This is a genomic window from Pseudomonas sp. CF161 (genome assembly GCF_000416215.1).
Taxonomy (GTDB): Bacteria; Pseudomonadota; Gammaproteobacteria; order Pseudomonadales; family Pseudomonadaceae; genus Aquipseudomonas.
Genome location: NZ_ATLP01000125.1, coordinates 189585 through 207384 on the forward strand (window position 1 = coordinate 189585; position 17800 = coordinate 207384).

Below are 17800 nucleotides of genomic sequence, written 5' to 3' on the forward strand. Positions count from 1 at the left end.
ATCAAGGGTGGTCGGCGGCTCGCGGGTCGATGCGACCAGCGTAGAGCGTGATGCTAGACGCCTGTCGGGCGTGGCTCAGTGGCCCATCAGCCAGTGCTGGTGGGGGCCGGGCAGGGTCCAGATACCAAACAGGATCACCAGCAGGCCACCGGTCATGCGGATGCTGCGCTTGCGCAACAGGGCCGTGACCCGCTCGGCGGCCAGCCCGGTGGCCAGGAGCACCGGCCAGGTGCCCAGGCCGAAAGCCAGCATCAACAGTGCACTGTCCACGGCATTCCCCTGGCTGGCCGACCACAGCAGGGTGCTGTAGACCAGCCCGCACGGCAGCCAGCCCCAGAGCGCGCCCAGGAGCAGGGCGCGGGGCAGGCTCGACACCGGCAGCAAGCGATTGGCAAATGGCTGTACATGGCGCCACAGGCCGCGTCCGAGGCTTTCGATCCGGGTCAGGCCGCTCCACCAGCCGGCCAGGTACAGGCCCATGACAATTAGCAGCAACCCGGCGAGCACCCGCATAAACAGCGCCGCCGGGCTGTTGGCCACCGCCCAGCCGGCGAGACCGAGCAGCAGGCCGGCCGTGGCGTAACTGAGAATCCGCCCCAGGTTGTAGGCCAGCAACAGGCGAAAGCGTCGGCTGCGCTGCTCCTTGGGGATCGCCAGGGTCAGCGCGCCCATCAGGCCACCACACATGCCCAGGCAGTGCCCGCCGCCGAGCAGGCCGAGAATGACGGCAGAAACCAGCAGCGGCGCCAGTTCAAGCATGGGGCGGTGCCTGGTCTTTGCCGGGCGCCGGCGCCGGATCGGGCTGGCCCTTGGCTTCGTCGACGGCGGCCTGGTGCTTCGGGTCCTGGTCGTCGAACAGAATGCTGTGGGCCGGGCCGTCGAGGTCGTCGTACTGACCGCTGTCGACCGCCCAGAAGAAGATGTAGATGGCGATGCCCACGATCAGCAGGGCCGCCGGGATCATCACATAAAGAGCTGGCATCTGGACTCCATGCTCGCGCGGCTCAAGCCGGCAACGGGCGGGTTTCAGGCGTGGCGCTGGCTGCCTGCACGGCTGGCATGCGGGTCAGGCGCAGGGCGTTGAGCACCACGGTCAGGGAACTGATGGACATGCCGACCGCCGCCCAGACGGGAGTGATCCAGCCGAGGGCGGCGAACGGCAGCATGAGGCCATTGTACAGCCCGGCCCACAGCAGGTTTTCGATGATCACCCGCCGCGTACGCCGGGCCAGGCTGAAGGCCTGGACCAGGGCCTCCAGGCGGTTGGACAGGAGCACAGCGTCGGCACTGGTTTTCGCCAGATCGGTGGCCGAGCCCATGGCCACGCTGATATCGGCCGCGGCCAATACCGGCACATCATTGACCCCGTCGCCGAGCATCAGCACCTTGCGCCCCTGTTGATGCAACTGTTGCAGGACTTGCAACTTGTCATCCGGGCGCAAGCCGCCGTGGAGTTCGGCGGCGACGCTGGCGACCATCGGCGAACTGTCGCCGGACAGCAGCAAGGTGCGCCAGCCCCGTGCCTTGCAGGCGGCGAGCAGGGCCGGGGCGTCGGCGCGCAGCCGATCATCCAGGACAAACCAGGCCAACGGGCCCTGGCGGTTGCCCAGCAGCAGCCACTGTCCGGCCTCATCAGGCAGGGCCGGCAGTGCCGCGCCGCTCAGGGCGCAGACAAAGGCCGGCTGACCGATGCGCAGGTGCTGTTCGCCGACTCGGCCCTCAAGGCCCAGGCCCGGGGTGCTGAGCACTTCTTCGGCCGCCACCGGGGCGCGCCCGAATGCGCGGGCGATCGGGTGCTCCGAGCGGTTTTCCAGCGCGGCAGCAAGGCCCAGGCACTGCTCGCTGTCGAGGTGGCTCAGCGGCCGGATCGCGCGCAGGGCCAGGCGCCCCTCGGTGAGGGTGCCGGTCTTGTCGAAAATGACCGTGTCGATCTGGTTCAGGCCCTCCAGCACATGGCCGCGAGTCAGCAGCAGGCCCAGTTTGTGCAGGGTGCCGGTGGCCGCGGTGAGTGCGGTCGGGGTGGCCAGGGACAGCGCGCACGGGCAGGTGGCAACCAGCATCGCGAGGACGATCCAGAACGCCCGGGAGGCATCCAGTTGCCACCACAGCAGGCCGATGGCGGCGGCGGCGATCAATGACAGCAGGAGGAACCACTGGGCGGCGCGGTCGGCGATTTCCGCCAGGCGCGGCTTCTCCGCCTGGGCCCGGTCCAGCAGGCGCACGATGGCCGAGAGGCGGGTGTCCTGGCCCAGGGCCAGGACCTCGACGGTCAGTGCGCCCTCGACATTGAGGGTGCCGGCGGTGACCGCATCCCCGGTGGTGCGCGGTTGCGGCAGGTACTCTCCGGTCAGCAGCGATTCATCGACGCTCGATTGGCCGTCAAGGATCTTGCCGTCGGCCGGCAGGATGGCGCCGGGGTGCACCAGCACCCGGTCGCCCAGGGCCAGTTCGCTGAGCAGGATGCGCTCGCTCTGGCCGTCCGCGCCCAGGCGCAGGCATGAGGCGGGCAGCAGGTTCACCAGTTGCGCGGTGGCGGCAGCCGTGCGTTCCCGGGCCCGGCGCTCGAGGTAACGCCCGGCCAGCAGGAACAGGGCGAACATGCCCACCGCATCGAAGTACAACTCGCCGACCCCGCTGATGGCGGTCCAGATCCCGGCAATGTAGGCGCCGCCAATGGCCAGCGACACCGAGACGTCCATGGTCAGGTGGCGGGTGCGCAGGTCGCGCATGGCGCCCTTGAAGAACGGTGCGCAGCTGTAGAACACGATCGGGGTGGTCAGGAACAGCGCGACCCAGCGCAGGATGGTGTGCAGTTCGGGGCTGAGGTCGATGTTGAATTCCGGCCAGGTGGCCATGGTGGCCATCATCGCCTGGAACCACAGCAAGCCGGCCACCCCCAATTGGCGCAGGGCCAGGCGATTTTCGCTGGCCAACTGTTCAGAGGCGCGGTCGGCCTGGTAGGGGTGGGCTGCATAGCCGATATGCCGTAGTTCACTGAGCAGTTGGCTCAGCGGCAGCTGGCTGTCGACCCAGCTCACGTGCAGGCGATGGTTGGACAGGTTCAGGCGCGCCTCAGCCACGGCGGGCAGACTGCGCAGGTGTTTCTCGATCAGCCAGCCACAGGCGGCGCAACTGATGCCTTCCATCAGGAGCGTGGTTTCTGCCAGGTCGCCCTGGTGCCGGACAAAGGGTTTTTGCACATCGGCGCGGTCGTAGAGCGCCAGTTCATCCACCAGTTGCACTGGCAGTGCCTCGGGGTTGGCCGAGGCTTCGCTGCGGTGCTGGTAGTAGCTTTCCAGGCCGCCGGCGACGATCGCCTCGGCAACCGCCTGGCAGCCGGGGCAGCAAAATTCCCGGGCCTGGCCCAGGACGACGGCGGTGAAGCGGCTGCCGGACGGAACCGGCAATGCGCAGTGGTAGCAGGGGAGGGGCGTGGTCATGTGCGTAGCCATTAAAACCGTTGTGGCCAGGAAGCGGGCGCGTGCCCGGCAGTCAGGTCGATGCGCTGTCGCGCAAGCGCAGGAGCTGAACGATCGGCGTCGCACACCATGCTGCCGCGTTGCGGCCTGGCGGGAGCACGCTCCCTAGCCACAGGGGAGCGCATTACTTCTTCAGGTCTTCGGCGCCTTGCAGAGGCTCGTCGCCCAGCAGCAGGTCCTTGTCATGGCTGACTTGTTCCTCTTCGAACATGCGCCAGGTCTTGTCGCCCTCCACGCCCAGCAGTTCGACAAAACGACGACCCTCGACCTTGTCGGTCAGTTGGCCGATATAGCGGCCTTGCTCGGTTTCACTGCGGGCCAGGGTGATCTTGCGGTCTTTTTCCGGCTGGGTCGGCGAGATCAGGTTCAGCTCCAGGGTCGAGGGCTGGCTGTTGCCGCTCAGGCGCAGGTCGACTTCACCGGTCATCTCGTCGAGGTGCACGTTGGCGCGCATTTTCAGGGTCTGGGCCAGCAGCTCGCGGTCCAGCGAGCGATTGATACCCTTGCCGGCCTCGTAGTAGTTGTCGTTGACCAGATTGTCCGGGTTGTTGACGGCGATGGTTACCATGGACAGGGTCAAGGTCACCGAACAGGCCAGGATGCCGATGATGATCCAGGGCCAGAGGTGCTTGTACCAAGGGCTTGCGGCGGTTGCTGCGGGCATGATGACTTCTCTCAACGAATTTGTGGGCCGATGAACCGGCTCTTGGCTTCAACGTGGACGCTTTCATCGTCGGCGTCCTTGAGGATGAACTTCACCTCGTTGGTGCTCGACGGCAGTTGTTCCGGGGCGCTCGACAGCTCGACCGGCATGCTGACGATATCGCCGGCCGCCACCTTGATCTCGCGTTTGCCCTGCAGTTTCAGGTCCGGCAGGCCGGCTGCGTCGAGGACGTAGGTGTGGTCGCGCTGGTCCTTGTTCATGATCTTCAGGCTGTAGACGTTTTCGATCCGGCCCTCGGCGTTTTCACGATAGAGCACGCGGTCTTTGCTGACGTCGAACCCCACCAGCGAACGCATGAAGAACGCGGTGACCAACAGACTGATCATGGCCAGCAGCACCAGCGCATAACCGATCAGGCGCGGGCGCAGTTTATGGGTTTTCTGCCCGGAAAGGTTGTGCTCCGTGGTGTAGCTGATCAGCCCCCGCGGGTACTCCATCTTGTCCATGATGCTGTCGCAGGCGTCGATGCAGGCGGCGCAACCGATGCACTCGATCTGCAGGCCGTCGCGGATATCGATGCCGGTCGGGCAGACCTGAACGCACATGGTGCAGTCGATGCAATCGCCCAGGCCCATGGCCTTGTAGTCGGCGCCTTTCTTGCGCGGACCACGGGCTTCACCCCGGCGCGGGTCGTAGGAGACGATCAGGGTGTCCTTGTCGAACATCACGCTCTGGAAGCGCGCATACGGGCACATGTAGATGCACACCTGCTCGCGCAGCCAGCCAGCGTTGCCGTAGGTGGCGAGGGTGAAGAAGCCGACCCAGAAGTACGACCAGCCATCTGCCTCGCCGGTGAAAAAGTCGATCACCAGTTCGCGGATCGGTGAGAAGTAACCGACGAAGGTCATGCCGGTGACGAAACCGATCAGCAGCCACAGGCTGTGTTTACTGAATTTGCGCACGAACTTGTTGGCGCTCATTGGCGCCTTGTCGAGCTTGATGCGCTGGTTGCGGTCGCCTTCGGTGACCTTTTCGCACCACATGAAGATCCAGGTCCAGACGCTTTGCGGGCAGGTGTAGCCGCACCAGACGCGCCCGGCATAGACGGTGATGAAGAACAGGCCGAAGGCAGCGATGATCAGCAGCCCGGACAGCAGAATGAAGTCCTGGGGCCAGAAGGTGGCGCCGAAGATAAAGAATTTGCGCTCCGGCAGGTTCCACCAGACGGCCTGGTGGCCACCCCAGTTGAGCCAGACGGTGCCGAAATACAGCAGGAACAATCCGGCCCCCCCGAGCATCCGCAGGTTGCGGAACAATCCGGTGAAGGCGCGGGTGTAGATTTTTTCTCGGGAGGCGTAAAGGTCGACGCTGTTGTTCGCGTTCTTGGCAGGCGGGGTAACGTTTTGTACCGGAATCTGATTGCTCATCATTGCATCCCACGGCAGTGGAAAAATGCCTCGGTCAGTACGTGCCGACCGCGGTCAAGAAGGGTAGTGCAGTGGCGCAATGATACGCCTGTCGCTCTGGCCCGAGGGTGCGACCTTTGGTCGCGTTGGGGGAAATCAATTGATGGTGTAATGACTTGAATCAATTGACTTGTGAATTATGGACCGCTTTGCCGGGGCGGCGAGGGCCTGAAAACAAAAAGGCCCCGCTCATTCACATGGGCGGGGCCTTTTTGGGTTTCAGGCGTTTGCCTTACTGGGCGTCTGCCTCTGGCGCCTTGTCGCTGTGCGACAGGCTGTAGACGTAAGCGGCCAGCAGGTGAACCTTGTCGTTGCCTTGCAGTTGTTCCTGGGCAGGCATCTGGCCCTGGCGGCCGTAACGGATGGTCTGCTGCAGTTGGGCAAAGCTCGAGCCATAGATGAACGCGGCCGGGTGGGTCAGGTTAGGTGCGCCCATTGCTGGCGTGCCCTTGCCTTCCGGACCGTGGCAGACCGCGCAGTTGGTGGCGAACAGCTTCTGCCCCGCCGCCACGTCGGCCTTGGCGCCTTCCGGCAGCTTGCGCCCATCGAGGTTGGTCAGGACGTAAGCCGCTACATCGCTGACGCCTTGCTCGCCAATGACTTCGGCCCAGGCCGGCATCACTGCGTGGCGACCGCCCATGATGGTGGTCTTGATGGTTTCCGGCTCGCCGCCCCAGCGCCAGTCGGCGTCGGTCAGGTTCGGGAAGCCGTAGGCGCCCTTGGCGTCGGAACCGTGGCACACCGAGCAGTTGGAGGCGAACAGGCGGCCACCCATCTTCAGTGCTTGCGGGTCCTTGGCTACTTCTTCAATGGGCATCGACGCGAATTTGGCGAAGATCGGCCCAAACTTGGCGTCCGACTTGGCCATTTCCTTTTCCCATTCGTGCACGCCGGTCCAGCCGGACTGGCCGTTGGCGAACTCGGTTTTCTTGTCGTTATCCAGGTAGGCATAACCCGGCAACAGGCCTTTCCAATTTCCCAGGCCCGGGTACAGCACCAGGTAACCCAGGGCGAAGATGATGGTGCCGACAAACAGCATGAACCACCATTTCGGCAGCGGGTTGTCGTACTCCTCGATCCCGTCGAAGGAGTGGCCAACCGTCTCGTCGGTCTGCTCGGCGCGCTGGCCCTTGCGGGTCGACAGCAGCAGCCAGGTCAGGGCGAAGATGGTACCCAGACTGAGGACTGTGACGTACAGACTCCAGAACGTAGTCATTCTTTGTTACTCCTAGAAGCTTGCTCGACGTGCTTGATGGCTTCGGGATCATCCGCGAAGGGCAGCAAGGTCGCGTCTTCAAACTCGGACTTGCGCTTGGGGCTGAACACCCATAGCGCCAAGCCGATGAAGGCCACCATCACGACAACGGTGCCCAGGCCTCGAATCATCCCGATATCCATCTAGATCACCGTTTGCTTTTGATGATGGTGCCCAGGCCTTGCAGATAGGCCACCAGCGCGTCCATTTCGGTTTTGCCCTTCACAGCATCCTTGGCGCCGGCGATGTCTTCGTCGGTGTAAGGGACGCCGAGCGTGCGCAAGACTTCCATTTTTTTGGCAGTGTCCTTGCCGTCGAGCTTGTTTTCCACGAGGAACGGATAAGCCGGCATTTTCGACTCGGGCACTACGTTGCGCGGGTTGTACAAGTGCGCGCGCTGCCAGTCATCGGAGTAACGACCGCCGACTCGGGCCAGGTCCGGACCGGTACGCTTGGAACCCCACAGGAACGGGTGGTCCCAGACGCTTTCCCCGGCGACCGAGTAGTGGCCGTAACGTTCGGTTTCAGCGCGGAACGGACGGATCATCTGCGAGTGGCAGCCGACACAGCCGTTGGCGATATAAACGTCGCGGCCTTCCAGTTCCAGGGCGGTGCGCGGCTTCATGCCTTCCACCGGCTTGTTGGTCACGTCCTGGAAGAACAGAGGGACGATCTGGGTCAGGCCGCCGATGCTGACGGCGATGACCATGAAGAAGGCCAGCAGGCCGATATTCTTCTCGACTACTTCGTGCTTCATCAGTGAGCTCCAACTACAGCGATCTGAGCAGCGGCTTCAGCTTCCGCCGGGTTCGAGGCGCGAACGGTGCGGTACACGTTGTAGGCCATGAACAGCATGCCGCTGGCAAAGAACGCACCGCCCAGGGCACGAACGATGAAACCAGGGTGGCTGGCTTGCAGGGCTTCGACGAAGGAGTAGGTGAGGGTGCCGTCATCGTTGATTGCACGCCACATCAGACCCTGGGTGATGCCGTTGACCCACATCGAGGCGATGTAGAGCACGGTGCCGATGGTCGCGAGCCAGAAGTGGGTGTTGATCAGGCCGATGCTGTGCATCTGCGGGCGCCCGAAGACTTTCGGGATCATGTGGTAGAGCGCGCCGATCGAGATCATCGCCACCCAGCCCAAGGCACCGGCGTGTACGTGGCCGATGGTCCAGTCGGTGTAGTGCGACAGCGAGTTGACGGTCTTGATCGCCATCATCGGACCTTCGAAGGTCGACATGCCGTAGAACGCCAGGGACACCACCAAAAAGCGCAGGATCGGGTCGGTGCGCAGCTTATGCCAGGCACCCGACAGGGTCATCATGCCGTTGATCATGCCGCCCCAGCTTGGCGCCAGCAGGATGATCGACATCGCCATGCCCAGGGACTGTGCCCAATCCGGCAGTGCGGTGTAGTGCAGGTGGTGCGGGCCAGCCCAGATGTACAGGGTGATCAGGGCCCAGAAGTGCACGATCGATAGGCGATAGGAGTAGATCGGACGTTCGGCCTGTTTCGGCACGAAGTAGTACATCATCCCCAGGAAGCCGGTGGTCAGGAAGAAACCTACCGCGTTGTGGCCGTACCACCACTGGATCATGGCGTCGGTCGCACCGGCGTAAGCCGAGTAGGACTTGAAGAAGCTGACCGGCAGCGAGGCGTGGTTGACGATGTGCAGCATCGCCGTCACGACGATGAAGGCACCGTAGAACCAGTTGCCGACGTAGATGTGCTTGGTCTTGCGCTTGGTGATGGTGCCAAAGAACACCAGACCGTAGACGACCCAGACAATGGCCAGCAGGATGGCCAGGGGCCATTCCAGTTCCGCGTATTCCTTGGTGGTGGTGTAACCCAGCGGCAAGGTAACGATCGCGCCGACGATCACGGCTTGCCATCCCCAGAAGGTGAAGGCGGCCAGCGAGTCGGAAATCAGTCGCGTTTGGCAGGTTCGCTGCACGACGTAATAGGAAGTGGCAAACAATGCACATCCACCGAAGGCGAAAATCACCAGGTTGGTGTGCAGTGGGCGTAGGCGTCCGAACGTCGTCCAGGGAAGACCGAAGTTCAATTCAGGCCACACAAGTTGTGAGGCAATGAAGACACCAAGCCCCATGCCAAGGATCCCCCAGACCACCGTCATGATGGCGAACTGGCGGACTACCTTATAGTTATAAGCAGTCGGACTGATTGCTGTGCTCATTCTAAGGTTCCACGGTTTGGGTGTTTTATTAGGAGTAAAAAGCGGTCGCAAGTATGGAGAAACCGGGGTGCCATTGCAACGCAACCTGATCTGCGTCAATGCTTGCCAAACCAGATTCTGCGCCCTTTCCATGTTCCGCGTAGGGACAAAATCAGGTGGCAAAAATTGTCGCCTCGGACAAAAAATCCATGGCCGTCAGGTGAGATGTAACTGACTGTGTATGAACACGTTATTCAGGTGACGGACGGCGAGTGACGCGACAGCCGGTATAAACCAGCCTCTGCGCCTGACATCACGCAGAAATGTCTGAGTCGTCGGTTGTCGTCAGCCGCTGAATGGCGGTTCCAGGCCCACTGTCGAAACAAGCGTAGACCCGAATGGGAAGAGGGGAAAGCGAGGTCGGCGAAGGGTGCGACACTTGGTCGCGCAGTGGCGGGGAGCTGCCGCATCTTGAGCCGATGCGGCAGCCGGGTCGATCAGCCGGGGTTTATTCGGCTTTGCTTTCTGGCGTTGCGCCATCAGCAGGGTGGGACAGGCTGTATACGTAGGCGGCCAGCAAATGCACTTTATCGTTGCCTTGCAGGGCTTCCTGGGCCGGCATCTGACCCTGGCGACCATGGCGAATGGTCTGTTGCAGCTGGGTCAGGCTGGTGCCGTAGATGAACGCGGCCGGTTGCGTCAGGTTCGGCGCCCCCATGGCTTCGACGCCGTGGCCTTCAGGGCCATGGCACGCGACGCAGGTGGTGCTGAACGCTTGCTGTCCTGCAGCCAGGTTGGCGCTGCTGTCGGCGGGCAAGGGCAGCTTGGCCAGTTCGTGACGGACATAGGCCGCGACGTTTTTGACCCCGTCTTCACCCAGCACTTCACCCCAGGCCGGCATTGCCGCATGGCGACCATTCATGATGGTGGCCTTGATGGTGTCTGCCGAACCACCCCAGCGCCAGCTGTTGTCAGCCAGGTTGGGGAAGCCGAACGCGCCCTTGGCATCCGAGCCGTGGCACACCGCGCAGTTGGAGGCGAACAGACGGCCGCCCATTTTCAGCGCTTGTGGGTCCTTGGCTACTTCTTCCACGGGCATGGCTGCGAATTTGGCGAAGATCGGCCCGAACTTGGCGTCGGCCTTGGCCATTTCCTTGTCCCATTCCTTGGTTTGGGTCCAGCCGTCCTGATAGCCCGGCAGCACGCCTTTCCAGTTACCCAGGCCTGGGTAAAGGATCAGGTAGCCCACGGAAAATACCAGGGTGCCGGCGAACAGCAGGAACCACCATTGCGGCAACGGGTTGTCGTACTCCTCGATGCCGTCGAAGCTGTGGCCCATGGTCTGGTCGACGCTGCCCTTGGTTTCGCCCTTGCGCGTGCCGATCAGCAGCCAGGTCAGACCGATCAGGCTGCCAATGGTCAGTACGCAGATCCACGTACTCCAGAAGGTGGTCATGGCCGAATGCTCCTTGTTGCAGGCTCTTCAGGTTGAGCGTCAGGTTGGGTAACGGCGTCCGGCAGCGGCTCGTCGGCAAACGGCAGCAGGCTCGCCTGGGCGAACTCCGGGTTGCGCTTGGAGTTGAATACCCAGAGCGAGAGGCCGATGAAGGCAATCGCCACCACCAGCGTGCCGAGGCCGCGGATCATTCCAGTATCGAATTCAAGACCCATGGCTCACCTCTTGCTCTTGATGGCAGTGCCGAGCACTTGCAGGTAGGAGACCAGCGCGTCCATTTCGGTCTTGCCCTTGAGGCTGGCGACTGCGCCACTGATGTCTTCATCGGTGTACGGCACGCCGAAGCCGCGCATGACCTTGAGCTTGGTTTCGGTGTGGCTGCTGTCCACCGGTGCGGTGACCAGCCATGGGTAGGCCGGCATCTTCGACTCAGGCACCACGTTGCGCGGGTTGTACAAGTGCGCGCGGTGCCAGTCATCGGAGTAGCGTGCGCCAACCCGGGCCAGGTCCGGACCGGTACGCTTGGAACCCCACAGGAACGGGTGGTCCCAGACGCTTTCACCGGCGACCGAGTAGTGGCCGTAACGTTCGGTTTCAGCGCGGAACGGCCGGATCATCTGCGAGTGGCACTGGACGCAGCCTTCGCGGATGTAGATGTCGCGGCCTTCCAGTTGCAGCGCGGTGTAGGGCTTCATGCCTTCCACCGGCTTGTTGGTGACGTCCTGGAAGAACAGCGGGACGATCTGGGTCAGGCCGCCGATGCTGACGGCGAACACCATCAGCAACATCAGCAGGCCGACGTTCTTTTCAATCGTTTCGTGTTTCATGGCTAACTCCTCAGGCCATCTGCGCAGCGGCGGCAACTTCAGCGGGTTGTGCATCCCGCACGGTGCGCCAGGTGTTGTAAGCCATCAGGAACATGCCGCTGAGGAAGATTGCACCGCCCACCAGTCGCACGATGAAGCCTGGGTGGCTGGCCACCAGGGTTTCGACGAAGGAGTAAGTCAGCGTGCCGTCTTCGTTGACTGCGCGCCACATCAGGCCCTGAGCGATACCGTTGACCCACATCGAGGCGATGTAGAGCACGGTGCCGATGGTGGCGAGCCAGAAGTGCGCGTTGATCAGACCCAGGCTGTACATCTGCTGGCGACCAAAGACTTTCGGGATCATGTGGTAGAGCGCGCCGATCGAGATCATCGCCACCCAGCCCAGGGCACCTGCGTGCACGTGGCCGATGGTCCAGTCGGTGTAGTGGGAGAGGGCGTTCACGGTCTTGATCGCCATCATCGGACCTTCGAAGGTCGACATGCCGTAGAACGCCAGGGACACCACCAGGAAGCGCAGGATCGGGTCGCTGCGCAACTTATGCCAGGCGCCCGAGAGCGTCATCATGCCGTTGATCATGCCGCCCCAGCTTGGCGCCAGCAGGATCAGCGACATCACCATGCCCAGGGATTGCGCCCAGTCCGGCAGCGCGGTGTAGTGCAGGTGGTGCGGACCAGCCCAGATGTACAGGGTGATCAGGGCCCAGAAGTGCACGATCGACAGGCGATAGGAGTACACCGGACGCTCGGCCTGTTTCGGCACGAAGTAGTACATCATCCCGAGGAAGCCGGCGGTCAGGAAGAAACCTACGGCGTTATGGCCGTACCACCACTGAACCATGGCATCCGTCGCGCCGGAGTACAGCGAGTAGGACTTGGTCAGGCTGACCGGCACTTCCAGGTTGTTGACGATATGCAGGATCGCCACGGTGATGATGAACGCACCGAAGAACCAGTTACCGACATAGATGTGCTTGGTGTTGCGCTTGACCAGAGTGCCGAAGAACACGATGGCGTAGGCGACCCAGACGATGGTGATCAGGATATCGATCGGCCATTCCAGCTCGGCGTATTCCTTGGAACTGGTGTAGCCCAGTGGCAGGCTGATGGCCGCCAGGACGATCACCAGTTGCCAGCCCCAGAAGCAGAACGCGGCGATTTTCGGCGCGAACAGCTGGGTCTGGCAGGTGCGTTGCACCGAGTAGAAGGAGCTGGCGAACAGTGCGCAGCCACCGAAGGCGAAGATCACCGCGTTAGTGTGCAACGGGCGCAGGCGGCCGAAGCTGGTCCACGGCAGGTTGAAGTTGAGTTCGGGCCAGACCAACTGGGCAGCGAGAAAAACCCCGAGCCCCATGCCGACGATGCCCCACACCACCGTCATAATGGCGAATTGGCGGACCACCTTGTAGTTGTAGGCCGGTTCGATTGTTGCTGTGCTCATGGTCAATTCTTCCACGGTTGCAAAGTCTTGCCAGGCCACCCGGTCTGGCATGCCGCAAACTGTAGAAAGCATGGGCGAAACAAAACAGGCTCAGAAAAACTGCATTAATACGGATCAGATTTATCGCCTGCCTGCGGCCATCGGCCGCGCCCTGATATGGTTTTTTAGTATTTACCTGAATCTGTAACGTGCTGAGCTGTTGCGCCATAGTCTTCATCACACAAGAACCCTGTCCGCCCCCCCGAGGTGCAAACCCCGATCCTGTAGCCGCGGCCAAGGCACGAGGCTGCGCTGGCCGCTTGCTACGCCGACACTCCCCGATTGTCCGGCCAGGCCAGCGTCCGAGCGCGGCCCGAGCCTGCGGCAGCGGCGACAGGCGAGGTGGGGGCGGGAGGGAAGCGGCGCAGTACTGATGAGGCAATGACATGTATCTGTATGACGATTACGACCGGGCCCTGGTCTTTGAACGGGTGGCGCAGTTTCGCGATCAGGTCGAGCGGTTCCTGGCCGGCGAACTGAGCGAGGAAGAGTTCCTGCCGCTGCGCCTGCAGAACGGCCTGTACATGCAAAAGCACGCCTACATGCTGCGGGTGGCGATTCCCTACGGCACCCTCAGTGCGCGGCAGATGCGCACCCTGGCCAGCATCGCCCGGGACTACGACCGCGGCTACGGCCACATCACCACCCGGCAGAACATGCAGTTCAACTGGATCGAGCTGGCCGAGGTCCCGGACATCCTCGAACGCCTGGCCGAGGTCGAGATGCATGCGATCCAGACCTCCGGCAACTGCGTGCGCAACATCACCACCGAAGCCTTTGCCGGGGTGGCCGCCGACGAGATCCTCGACCCTCGGCCGCTGGCGGAAATCCTGCGCCAGTGGTCGACCATCAACCCGGAATTCCTGTACTTGCCGCGCAAGTTCAAGATCGCCATCTGCTCGGCCAGGGAGGATCGGGCGGCGATCATGATGCACGACATCGGCCTGTACCTGTACCGCACCCGGTCCGGGGAAATGCTGCTGCGGGTGATCGTCGGTGGTGGTCTGGGACGCACGCCGATCCTCGGTTTGCAGATTCGCGAAGGCTTGCCCTGGCAGCACCTGCTGTCCTACGTCGAGGCCGTGCTGCGGGTCTACAACCGCCACGGGCGGCGCGACAACAAGTACAAGGCGCGGATCAAGATCCTGGTCAAGGCCCTGGGCATCGAAGCCTTCGCCAAGGAAGTGGAGGAGGAGTGGCAGCACCTCAAGGACGGCCCGGCGCAATTGACCGAAGCCGAGTACCAGCGGGTCGCCAGCGCCTTTGTCGCCCCCGATTACCCGCCACGCAGCGAGATCGACCTCGACCACGGCGTGCGCCTGGCCGAGAACCCGGGGTTTGCCCGCTGGGTGTCGCGCAACGTGCAGCCGCACAAAGTGCCGGGCTACACCTGTGTGGTGCTCTCGACCAAGCCGGGCATGGCGTCGCCGCCGGGGGATGTGCGCGCCGAGCAGATGAACGCGGTGGCCGACTGGTCCGAGCAGTTCGGCTTTGGTGAAATCCGCATGGCCCACGAGCAGAACATCGTCCTGCCGGACGTGCCCAAGTCGCTGTTGTTCGCCCTCTGGCAGCAAGCCTGCGAGCAGGGCCTGGGCTGCGCCAACGTCGGCCTGCTGACTGACATCATTGCCTGCCCCGGCGGCGATTTCTGCGCCCTGGCCAACGCCAAGTCGATCCCCATCGCCCAGGGCATCCAGCAGCGTTTCGAAGACCTGGATTACCTGCACGACCTGGGGGATATCAGCCTCAATATCTCCGGCTGCATCAACGCCTGCGGCCATCACCATATCGGCAACATCGGCATTCTCGGGGTCGATAAAAACGGCAGCGAGTGGTACCAGGTCACCCTCGGCGGCGCCCAGGGCCGCGACAGCACCCTGGGCAAGGTGATCGGGCCGTCGTTCAGCGCCGCCGAAATCCCCCAGGTGATCGAGTGGATCATCGCCACCTTCGTGCGCTACCGCGAAAGCGAAGAGCTGTTTATCGACACCCTCAACCGCATCGGCCTGGAGCCGTTCAAGGAGCGGGTCTACCCCAAGGCCCAGGAGGCACTGGCATGAATAACCTGTTGCAACTGCAGGACGGCGAAGCGCGGCTGGTGGAAGACGATGCCTGGACCCTGGTTCGCGAGGTCGATGGCCCGTTGCCCGACGGGCCCCTGGTCTTGCCTCTGGCGCGCTGGCTGATCCGGCGCATCGAGCACCACCCGACGCGGGACGCGGTGTGGCTGGGCCCGGACGACGAGGTGGAAAGCCTCAAGCCCTGGCTCAAGCTGCTGCCGATGATCGCCCTGGACTTCCCGAGCTTTCGCGACGGCCGCGCCTACAGCCAGGCCTATCTGCTGCGCACCCGCCTGGGTTGGCTCGGCGAGTTGCGCGCCATCGGCGATGTGTTGCGCGATCAGCTCAGCCATATGCGCCAGTGCGGCTTCGACAGCTTTGCCGTGCGCGAAGACAAATCCGCCACCGACGCCCTCAAGGGCCTGGTCGGCATGAGCGTGCAATATGGGCGCTCGGTGATCGAACCACGGCCGCTGTTTCGCCGGCGCTAGCCCCGGCGCGTCTGTAGCGTCCGGGGCGGGCTTTGGTCAAATGCGGGCGTGCGAAATGGCTGGCAACTGCGGGTAAAAAAGCTCCGCAGTGCCAGCAAAGTGCCGTGTTTTGGCTATACCTATAACTCCTCCAAGCCAGCATCGCTTGGCCACTGATAGGAGTTGCCCATGAAACGTGCACTGATCATAAGCATGCTTTGCATCGCCTCGCTCGGGGTCACCGGCTGTTCCAGCAAGCTCACCCAGCCCGACGAGTATTCCGGCTTTCTCAAGGACTACAGTCGGCTCAAGGAAGCCAAGTCGCCCTCGGGGGTGGAGGTGATGCGCTGGATCGATCCCAAGCTCGACGTGAAGCAATACCGCAGCGTGTATATCGAACCGACCCAGTTCTACCCTCAGCCCCAGCCCACCGCAAAAATCCCCCAGAGCACCTTGTCTGGCCTGACCCGTTATTACGACCAGGCGTTGCAGCGCGAGTTGAGCAAGTCCCTGCCGTTGGCCAACGGCCCCGGCCCGGGTGTGATCGTGGTGCGGGCGGCGATCACCGCGGTCAGCAGCAAGACCGAGGGCCTCAAACCTTATGAAATCATCCCGGTGGCCCTGGTGGCTGCGGCAGTGAGCACCGCCAGTGGCATCCGCGACCAGGAAACCACCCTCGCCACCGAAGCGGTATTTCTTGATGGCAGGAACGACGCGGTCTTGGCCCAAGTGGTCCGCAAGGGCACCGGCAAACCTCTGGAAAACGAGACCCAGGTGATGCAACCGGGCGACGTAAAAAGCGTGATTGATGGCTGGGCGTCGGACCTGTATCAGTCCTACCTCAAACTCAAGGGTCGCTGATCTGGCGACGTTAGATAGGCTGTGCCGCGTGTTGAATGCGGCCGTTGCGAGGCGCTGTGCTGTCTCTGTTGGTTGTGTGTACAGCGTCACGAAACTGAAAGAATGACCTGAATCTTGTCAAATCAACTCGTTAATACACTTGGCTGAAGCTCTTTCTTGGCCGGCGGTGGTGGTTTTTCTCAACACGGGGAGTTGTTCATTCATGGCGGTCTTGTTACGCAGCACCTTCATTCCCGGGCGCAGCCCGGCGCAAGTTCTCGACTTTTGTCTGGAGGGCAGCAACTTTCCGAAGATTTTTCCGGAGCGGGTGACGCCCCTGGGGGAGATCGACATCAACGACCTGCGGATCGCCGAAGGGCGCGAGTTCAGGTTTCGCCACTGGATGTTCGGCGTCATCCCGGCGAACTGGAAGGTGGTGATACGCGAGGTGGGGCACAGCCATTTTGTCGACGAGATGCTCAAGGGGCCGATGCGTGCCTTTCGCCATGAGCATCGGGTGGAGGCGGCCGAAGGCGGGACCCTCTACACCGATCGCGTGACCTACAAGGCCCTGGGCGGCGCGCCGCTGGAGTGGCTGCTGGTGAATGCCTATATGCGGCGCATTTTCCAGGCCCGGCATCGCAATATGCTCAAGCTGTTGGGTTAACCCCAAACCCCTGTAGCCGCTGCCGCAGGCTCGGGCCGCGTTCGGACGCCGGCCCTGGTTGGTGCTGAGGGATTATCTGGAGCAGGTGCGGCGATCGTGAGGGCCCGCGCAGCCTCGTGCCTCGGCCGCGGCGACGGGCGCGGGGAATGTGGCGGGATTCTGGGGGATAAATTGTGGGCAGGGCATAGGTCGTGGGCGTGTTTCGTGGTTAACTTCGGCCTTTGGAAAAAACCTTACCGCTGTTCAATCACCTTCGTGCAAAAGGACTCCGTTCATGGCTCAAGTCACTCTTAAAGGCAACCCGGTGCAAGTCAACGGCCAACTGCCGCAAGCCGGTTCCAAGGCCCCTGCGTTTTCCCTGGTGGGTGCAGGCCTGGCTGACGTCACCCTGAGCAGCTTTGCCGGCAAGCGCAAAGTGCTGAATATTTTCCCAAGCGTCGACACCCCGACCTGCGCCACCTCGGTGCGCAAGTTCAACGCCCAGGCCAACGAACTGGCCAACACCGTGGTGCTGTGCATCTCGGCTGACCTGCCGTTCGCCCAAGCCCGTTTCTGCGGCGCCGAAGGCCTGGAAAACGTCCAGAACCTGTCCACCCTGCGTGGCCGTGAGTTCATCGAAAACTACGGCGTGGCCATTGCCGACGGCCCGCTGGCCGGCCTGACCGCACGCGCGGTGGTGGTGCTGGACGAGAACGACAACGTGCTGCACAGCGAGCTGGTCAAGGAAATCGCTGAAGAGCCGAACTACGACGCTGCGTTGGCCGTTCTCAAGTAAGCCGCCGTTCTCGCTCTAGGGCGCTTGGCTCAGGCGGTGTTGAACATGGCCTTGAAAGGCGGATTCAGATCCCTGAACTGCACGTTCTCAGCCATTTTTGCCTGACCTGGGCGTCGTTAGATCGCGAACCGGCTGCAACAGGTTTTACAATTATTAACGGCCTGGCCCTGTCCAGGCCGTTTTTAT

Annotated in this window: 18 protein-coding genes; 5 read left to right on the forward strand and 13 right to left on the reverse strand. The window is 62.6% G+C overall.

Features of this window, described 5'->3' with window-relative positions:
* Positions 1-75: 75 nt before the first annotated feature.
* The 13 genes from CF161_RS30015 to ccoN (CF161_RS30075) all read right to left on the reverse strand — a co-directional run bounded on the left by CF161_RS30015 (position 76) and on the right by ccoN (CF161_RS30075) (position 12763).
* Positions 76-759, reverse strand: coding sequence for a sulfite exporter TauE/SafE family protein (locus tag CF161_RS30015; protein WP_020300397.1), 684 nt, complete (start codon positions 757-759; stop codon positions 76-78).
* Positions 752-982 carry a cbb3-type cytochrome oxidase assembly protein CcoS gene (ccoS, locus tag CF161_RS30020; RefSeq protein WP_020300398.1) on the reverse strand — a complete coding sequence of 77 codons (231 nt, stop codon included), beginning with the start codon at positions 980-982 and terminating at the stop codon, positions 752-754. The genes CF161_RS30015 and ccoS overlap by 8 nt, the downstream gene beginning before the upstream one ends.
* Positions 983-1004: 22 nt before the next feature.
* Complete coding sequence (locus CF161_RS30025) at positions 1005-3440, reverse strand: heavy metal translocating P-type ATPase (protein ID WP_020300399.1); 2436 nt, start codon at positions 3438-3440, stop codon at positions 1005-1007.
* Between the two features lie 163 nt (positions 3441-3603).
* Entirely contained in the window at positions 3604-4143 is a 540-nt protein-coding gene (locus tag CF161_RS30030) for a FixH family protein (protein WP_020300400.1), read from the reverse strand.
* An 11-nt stretch (positions 4144-4154) separates the two neighbouring features.
* The gene (gene ccoG / locus CF161_RS30035) at positions 4155-5570 is read right to left on the reverse strand and encodes a cytochrome c oxidase accessory protein CcoG (protein WP_020300401.1); all 1416 of its coding nucleotides are present in this window, start codon (positions 5568-5570) and stop codon (positions 4155-4157) included.
* Positions 5571-5841: 271 nt separating this feature from the next.
* A complete protein-coding gene (ccoP, locus tag CF161_RS30040) occupies positions 5842-6825 on the reverse strand; it encodes a cytochrome-c oxidase, cbb3-type subunit III (RefSeq protein WP_020300402.1) in 984 nt (327 codons plus the stop codon).
* Complete coding sequence (locus CF161_RS30045) at positions 6822-7007, reverse strand: CcoQ/FixQ family Cbb3-type cytochrome c oxidase assembly chaperone (RefSeq protein WP_003175465.1); 186 nt, start codon at positions 7005-7007, stop codon at positions 6822-6824. Before CF161_RS30045 ends, ccoP (CF161_RS30040) begins: the two co-directional genes overlap by 4 nt.
* Before the next feature lie 5 nt (positions 7008-7012).
* On the reverse strand, positions 7013-7621 hold the full coding sequence (ccoO, locus tag CF161_RS30050; RefSeq protein WP_011060240.1) for a cytochrome-c oxidase, cbb3-type subunit II: 609 nt from the start codon (positions 7619-7621) through the stop codon (positions 7013-7015).
* Positions 7621-9063, reverse strand: a complete 1443-nt coding sequence (ccoN, locus tag CF161_RS30055; protein ID WP_043230894.1) for a cytochrome-c oxidase, cbb3-type subunit I — start codon at positions 9061-9063, stop codon at positions 7621-7623. The genes ccoO (CF161_RS30050) and ccoN (CF161_RS30055) overlap by 1 nt, the downstream gene beginning before the upstream one ends.
* Before the next feature lie 487 nt (positions 9064-9550).
* Complete coding sequence (gene ccoP / locus CF161_RS30060) at positions 9551-10498, reverse strand: cytochrome-c oxidase, cbb3-type subunit III (protein ID WP_020300404.1); 948 nt, start codon at positions 10496-10498, stop codon at positions 9551-9553.
* Complete coding sequence (locus tag CF161_RS30065; protein ID WP_020300405.1) at positions 10495-10713, reverse strand: cbb3-type cytochrome c oxidase subunit 3; 219 nt, start codon at positions 10711-10713, stop codon at positions 10495-10497. Before CF161_RS30065 ends, ccoP (CF161_RS30060) begins: the two co-directional genes overlap by 4 nt.
* 3 nt (positions 10714-10716) lie before the next feature.
* A complete protein-coding gene (gene ccoO, locus CF161_RS30070; RefSeq protein ID WP_020300406.1) occupies positions 10717-11325 on the reverse strand; it encodes a cytochrome-c oxidase, cbb3-type subunit II in 609 nt (202 codons plus the stop codon).
* A 10-nt stretch (positions 11326-11335) separates the two neighbouring features.
* Complete coding sequence (ccoN, locus tag CF161_RS30075) at positions 11336-12763, reverse strand: cytochrome-c oxidase, cbb3-type subunit I (protein WP_043230928.1); 1428 nt, start codon at positions 12761-12763, stop codon at positions 11336-11338.
* Positions 12764-13188: 425 nt separating this feature from the next.
* Here ccoN (CF161_RS30075) and CF161_RS30080 point away from each other — a divergent pair, with 425 nt between their 5' ends.
* From CF161_RS30080 to tpx, 5 genes are all read left to right on the forward strand, one after another.
* Positions 13189-14862, forward strand: coding sequence for a nitrite/sulfite reductase (locus CF161_RS30080; protein ID WP_020300408.1), 1674 nt, complete (start codon positions 13189-13191; stop codon positions 14860-14862).
* Entirely contained in the window at positions 14859-15353 is a 495-nt protein-coding gene (locus CF161_RS30085) for a DUF934 domain-containing protein (protein ID WP_020300409.1), read from the forward strand. Before CF161_RS30080 ends, CF161_RS30085 begins: the two co-directional genes overlap by 4 nt.
* 168 nt (positions 15354-15521) lie before the next feature.
* Complete coding sequence (locus CF161_RS30090) at positions 15522-16193, forward strand: DUF3313 domain-containing protein (protein WP_020300410.1); 672 nt, start codon at positions 15522-15524, stop codon at positions 16191-16193.
* A 202-nt stretch (positions 16194-16395) separates the two neighbouring features.
* Complete coding sequence (locus tag CF161_RS30095) at positions 16396-16839, forward strand: SRPBCC family protein (protein WP_020300411.1); 444 nt, start codon at positions 16396-16398, stop codon at positions 16837-16839.
* A 274-nt stretch (positions 16840-17113) separates the two neighbouring features.
* Positions 17114-17614 (forward strand): thiol peroxidase, encoded by a 501-nt coding sequence (tpx, locus tag CF161_RS30100; RefSeq protein ID WP_020300412.1) that lies wholly within the window; start codon positions 17114-17116, stop codon positions 17612-17614.
* The last annotated feature ends 186 nt before the right edge of the window (positions 17615-17800 follow it).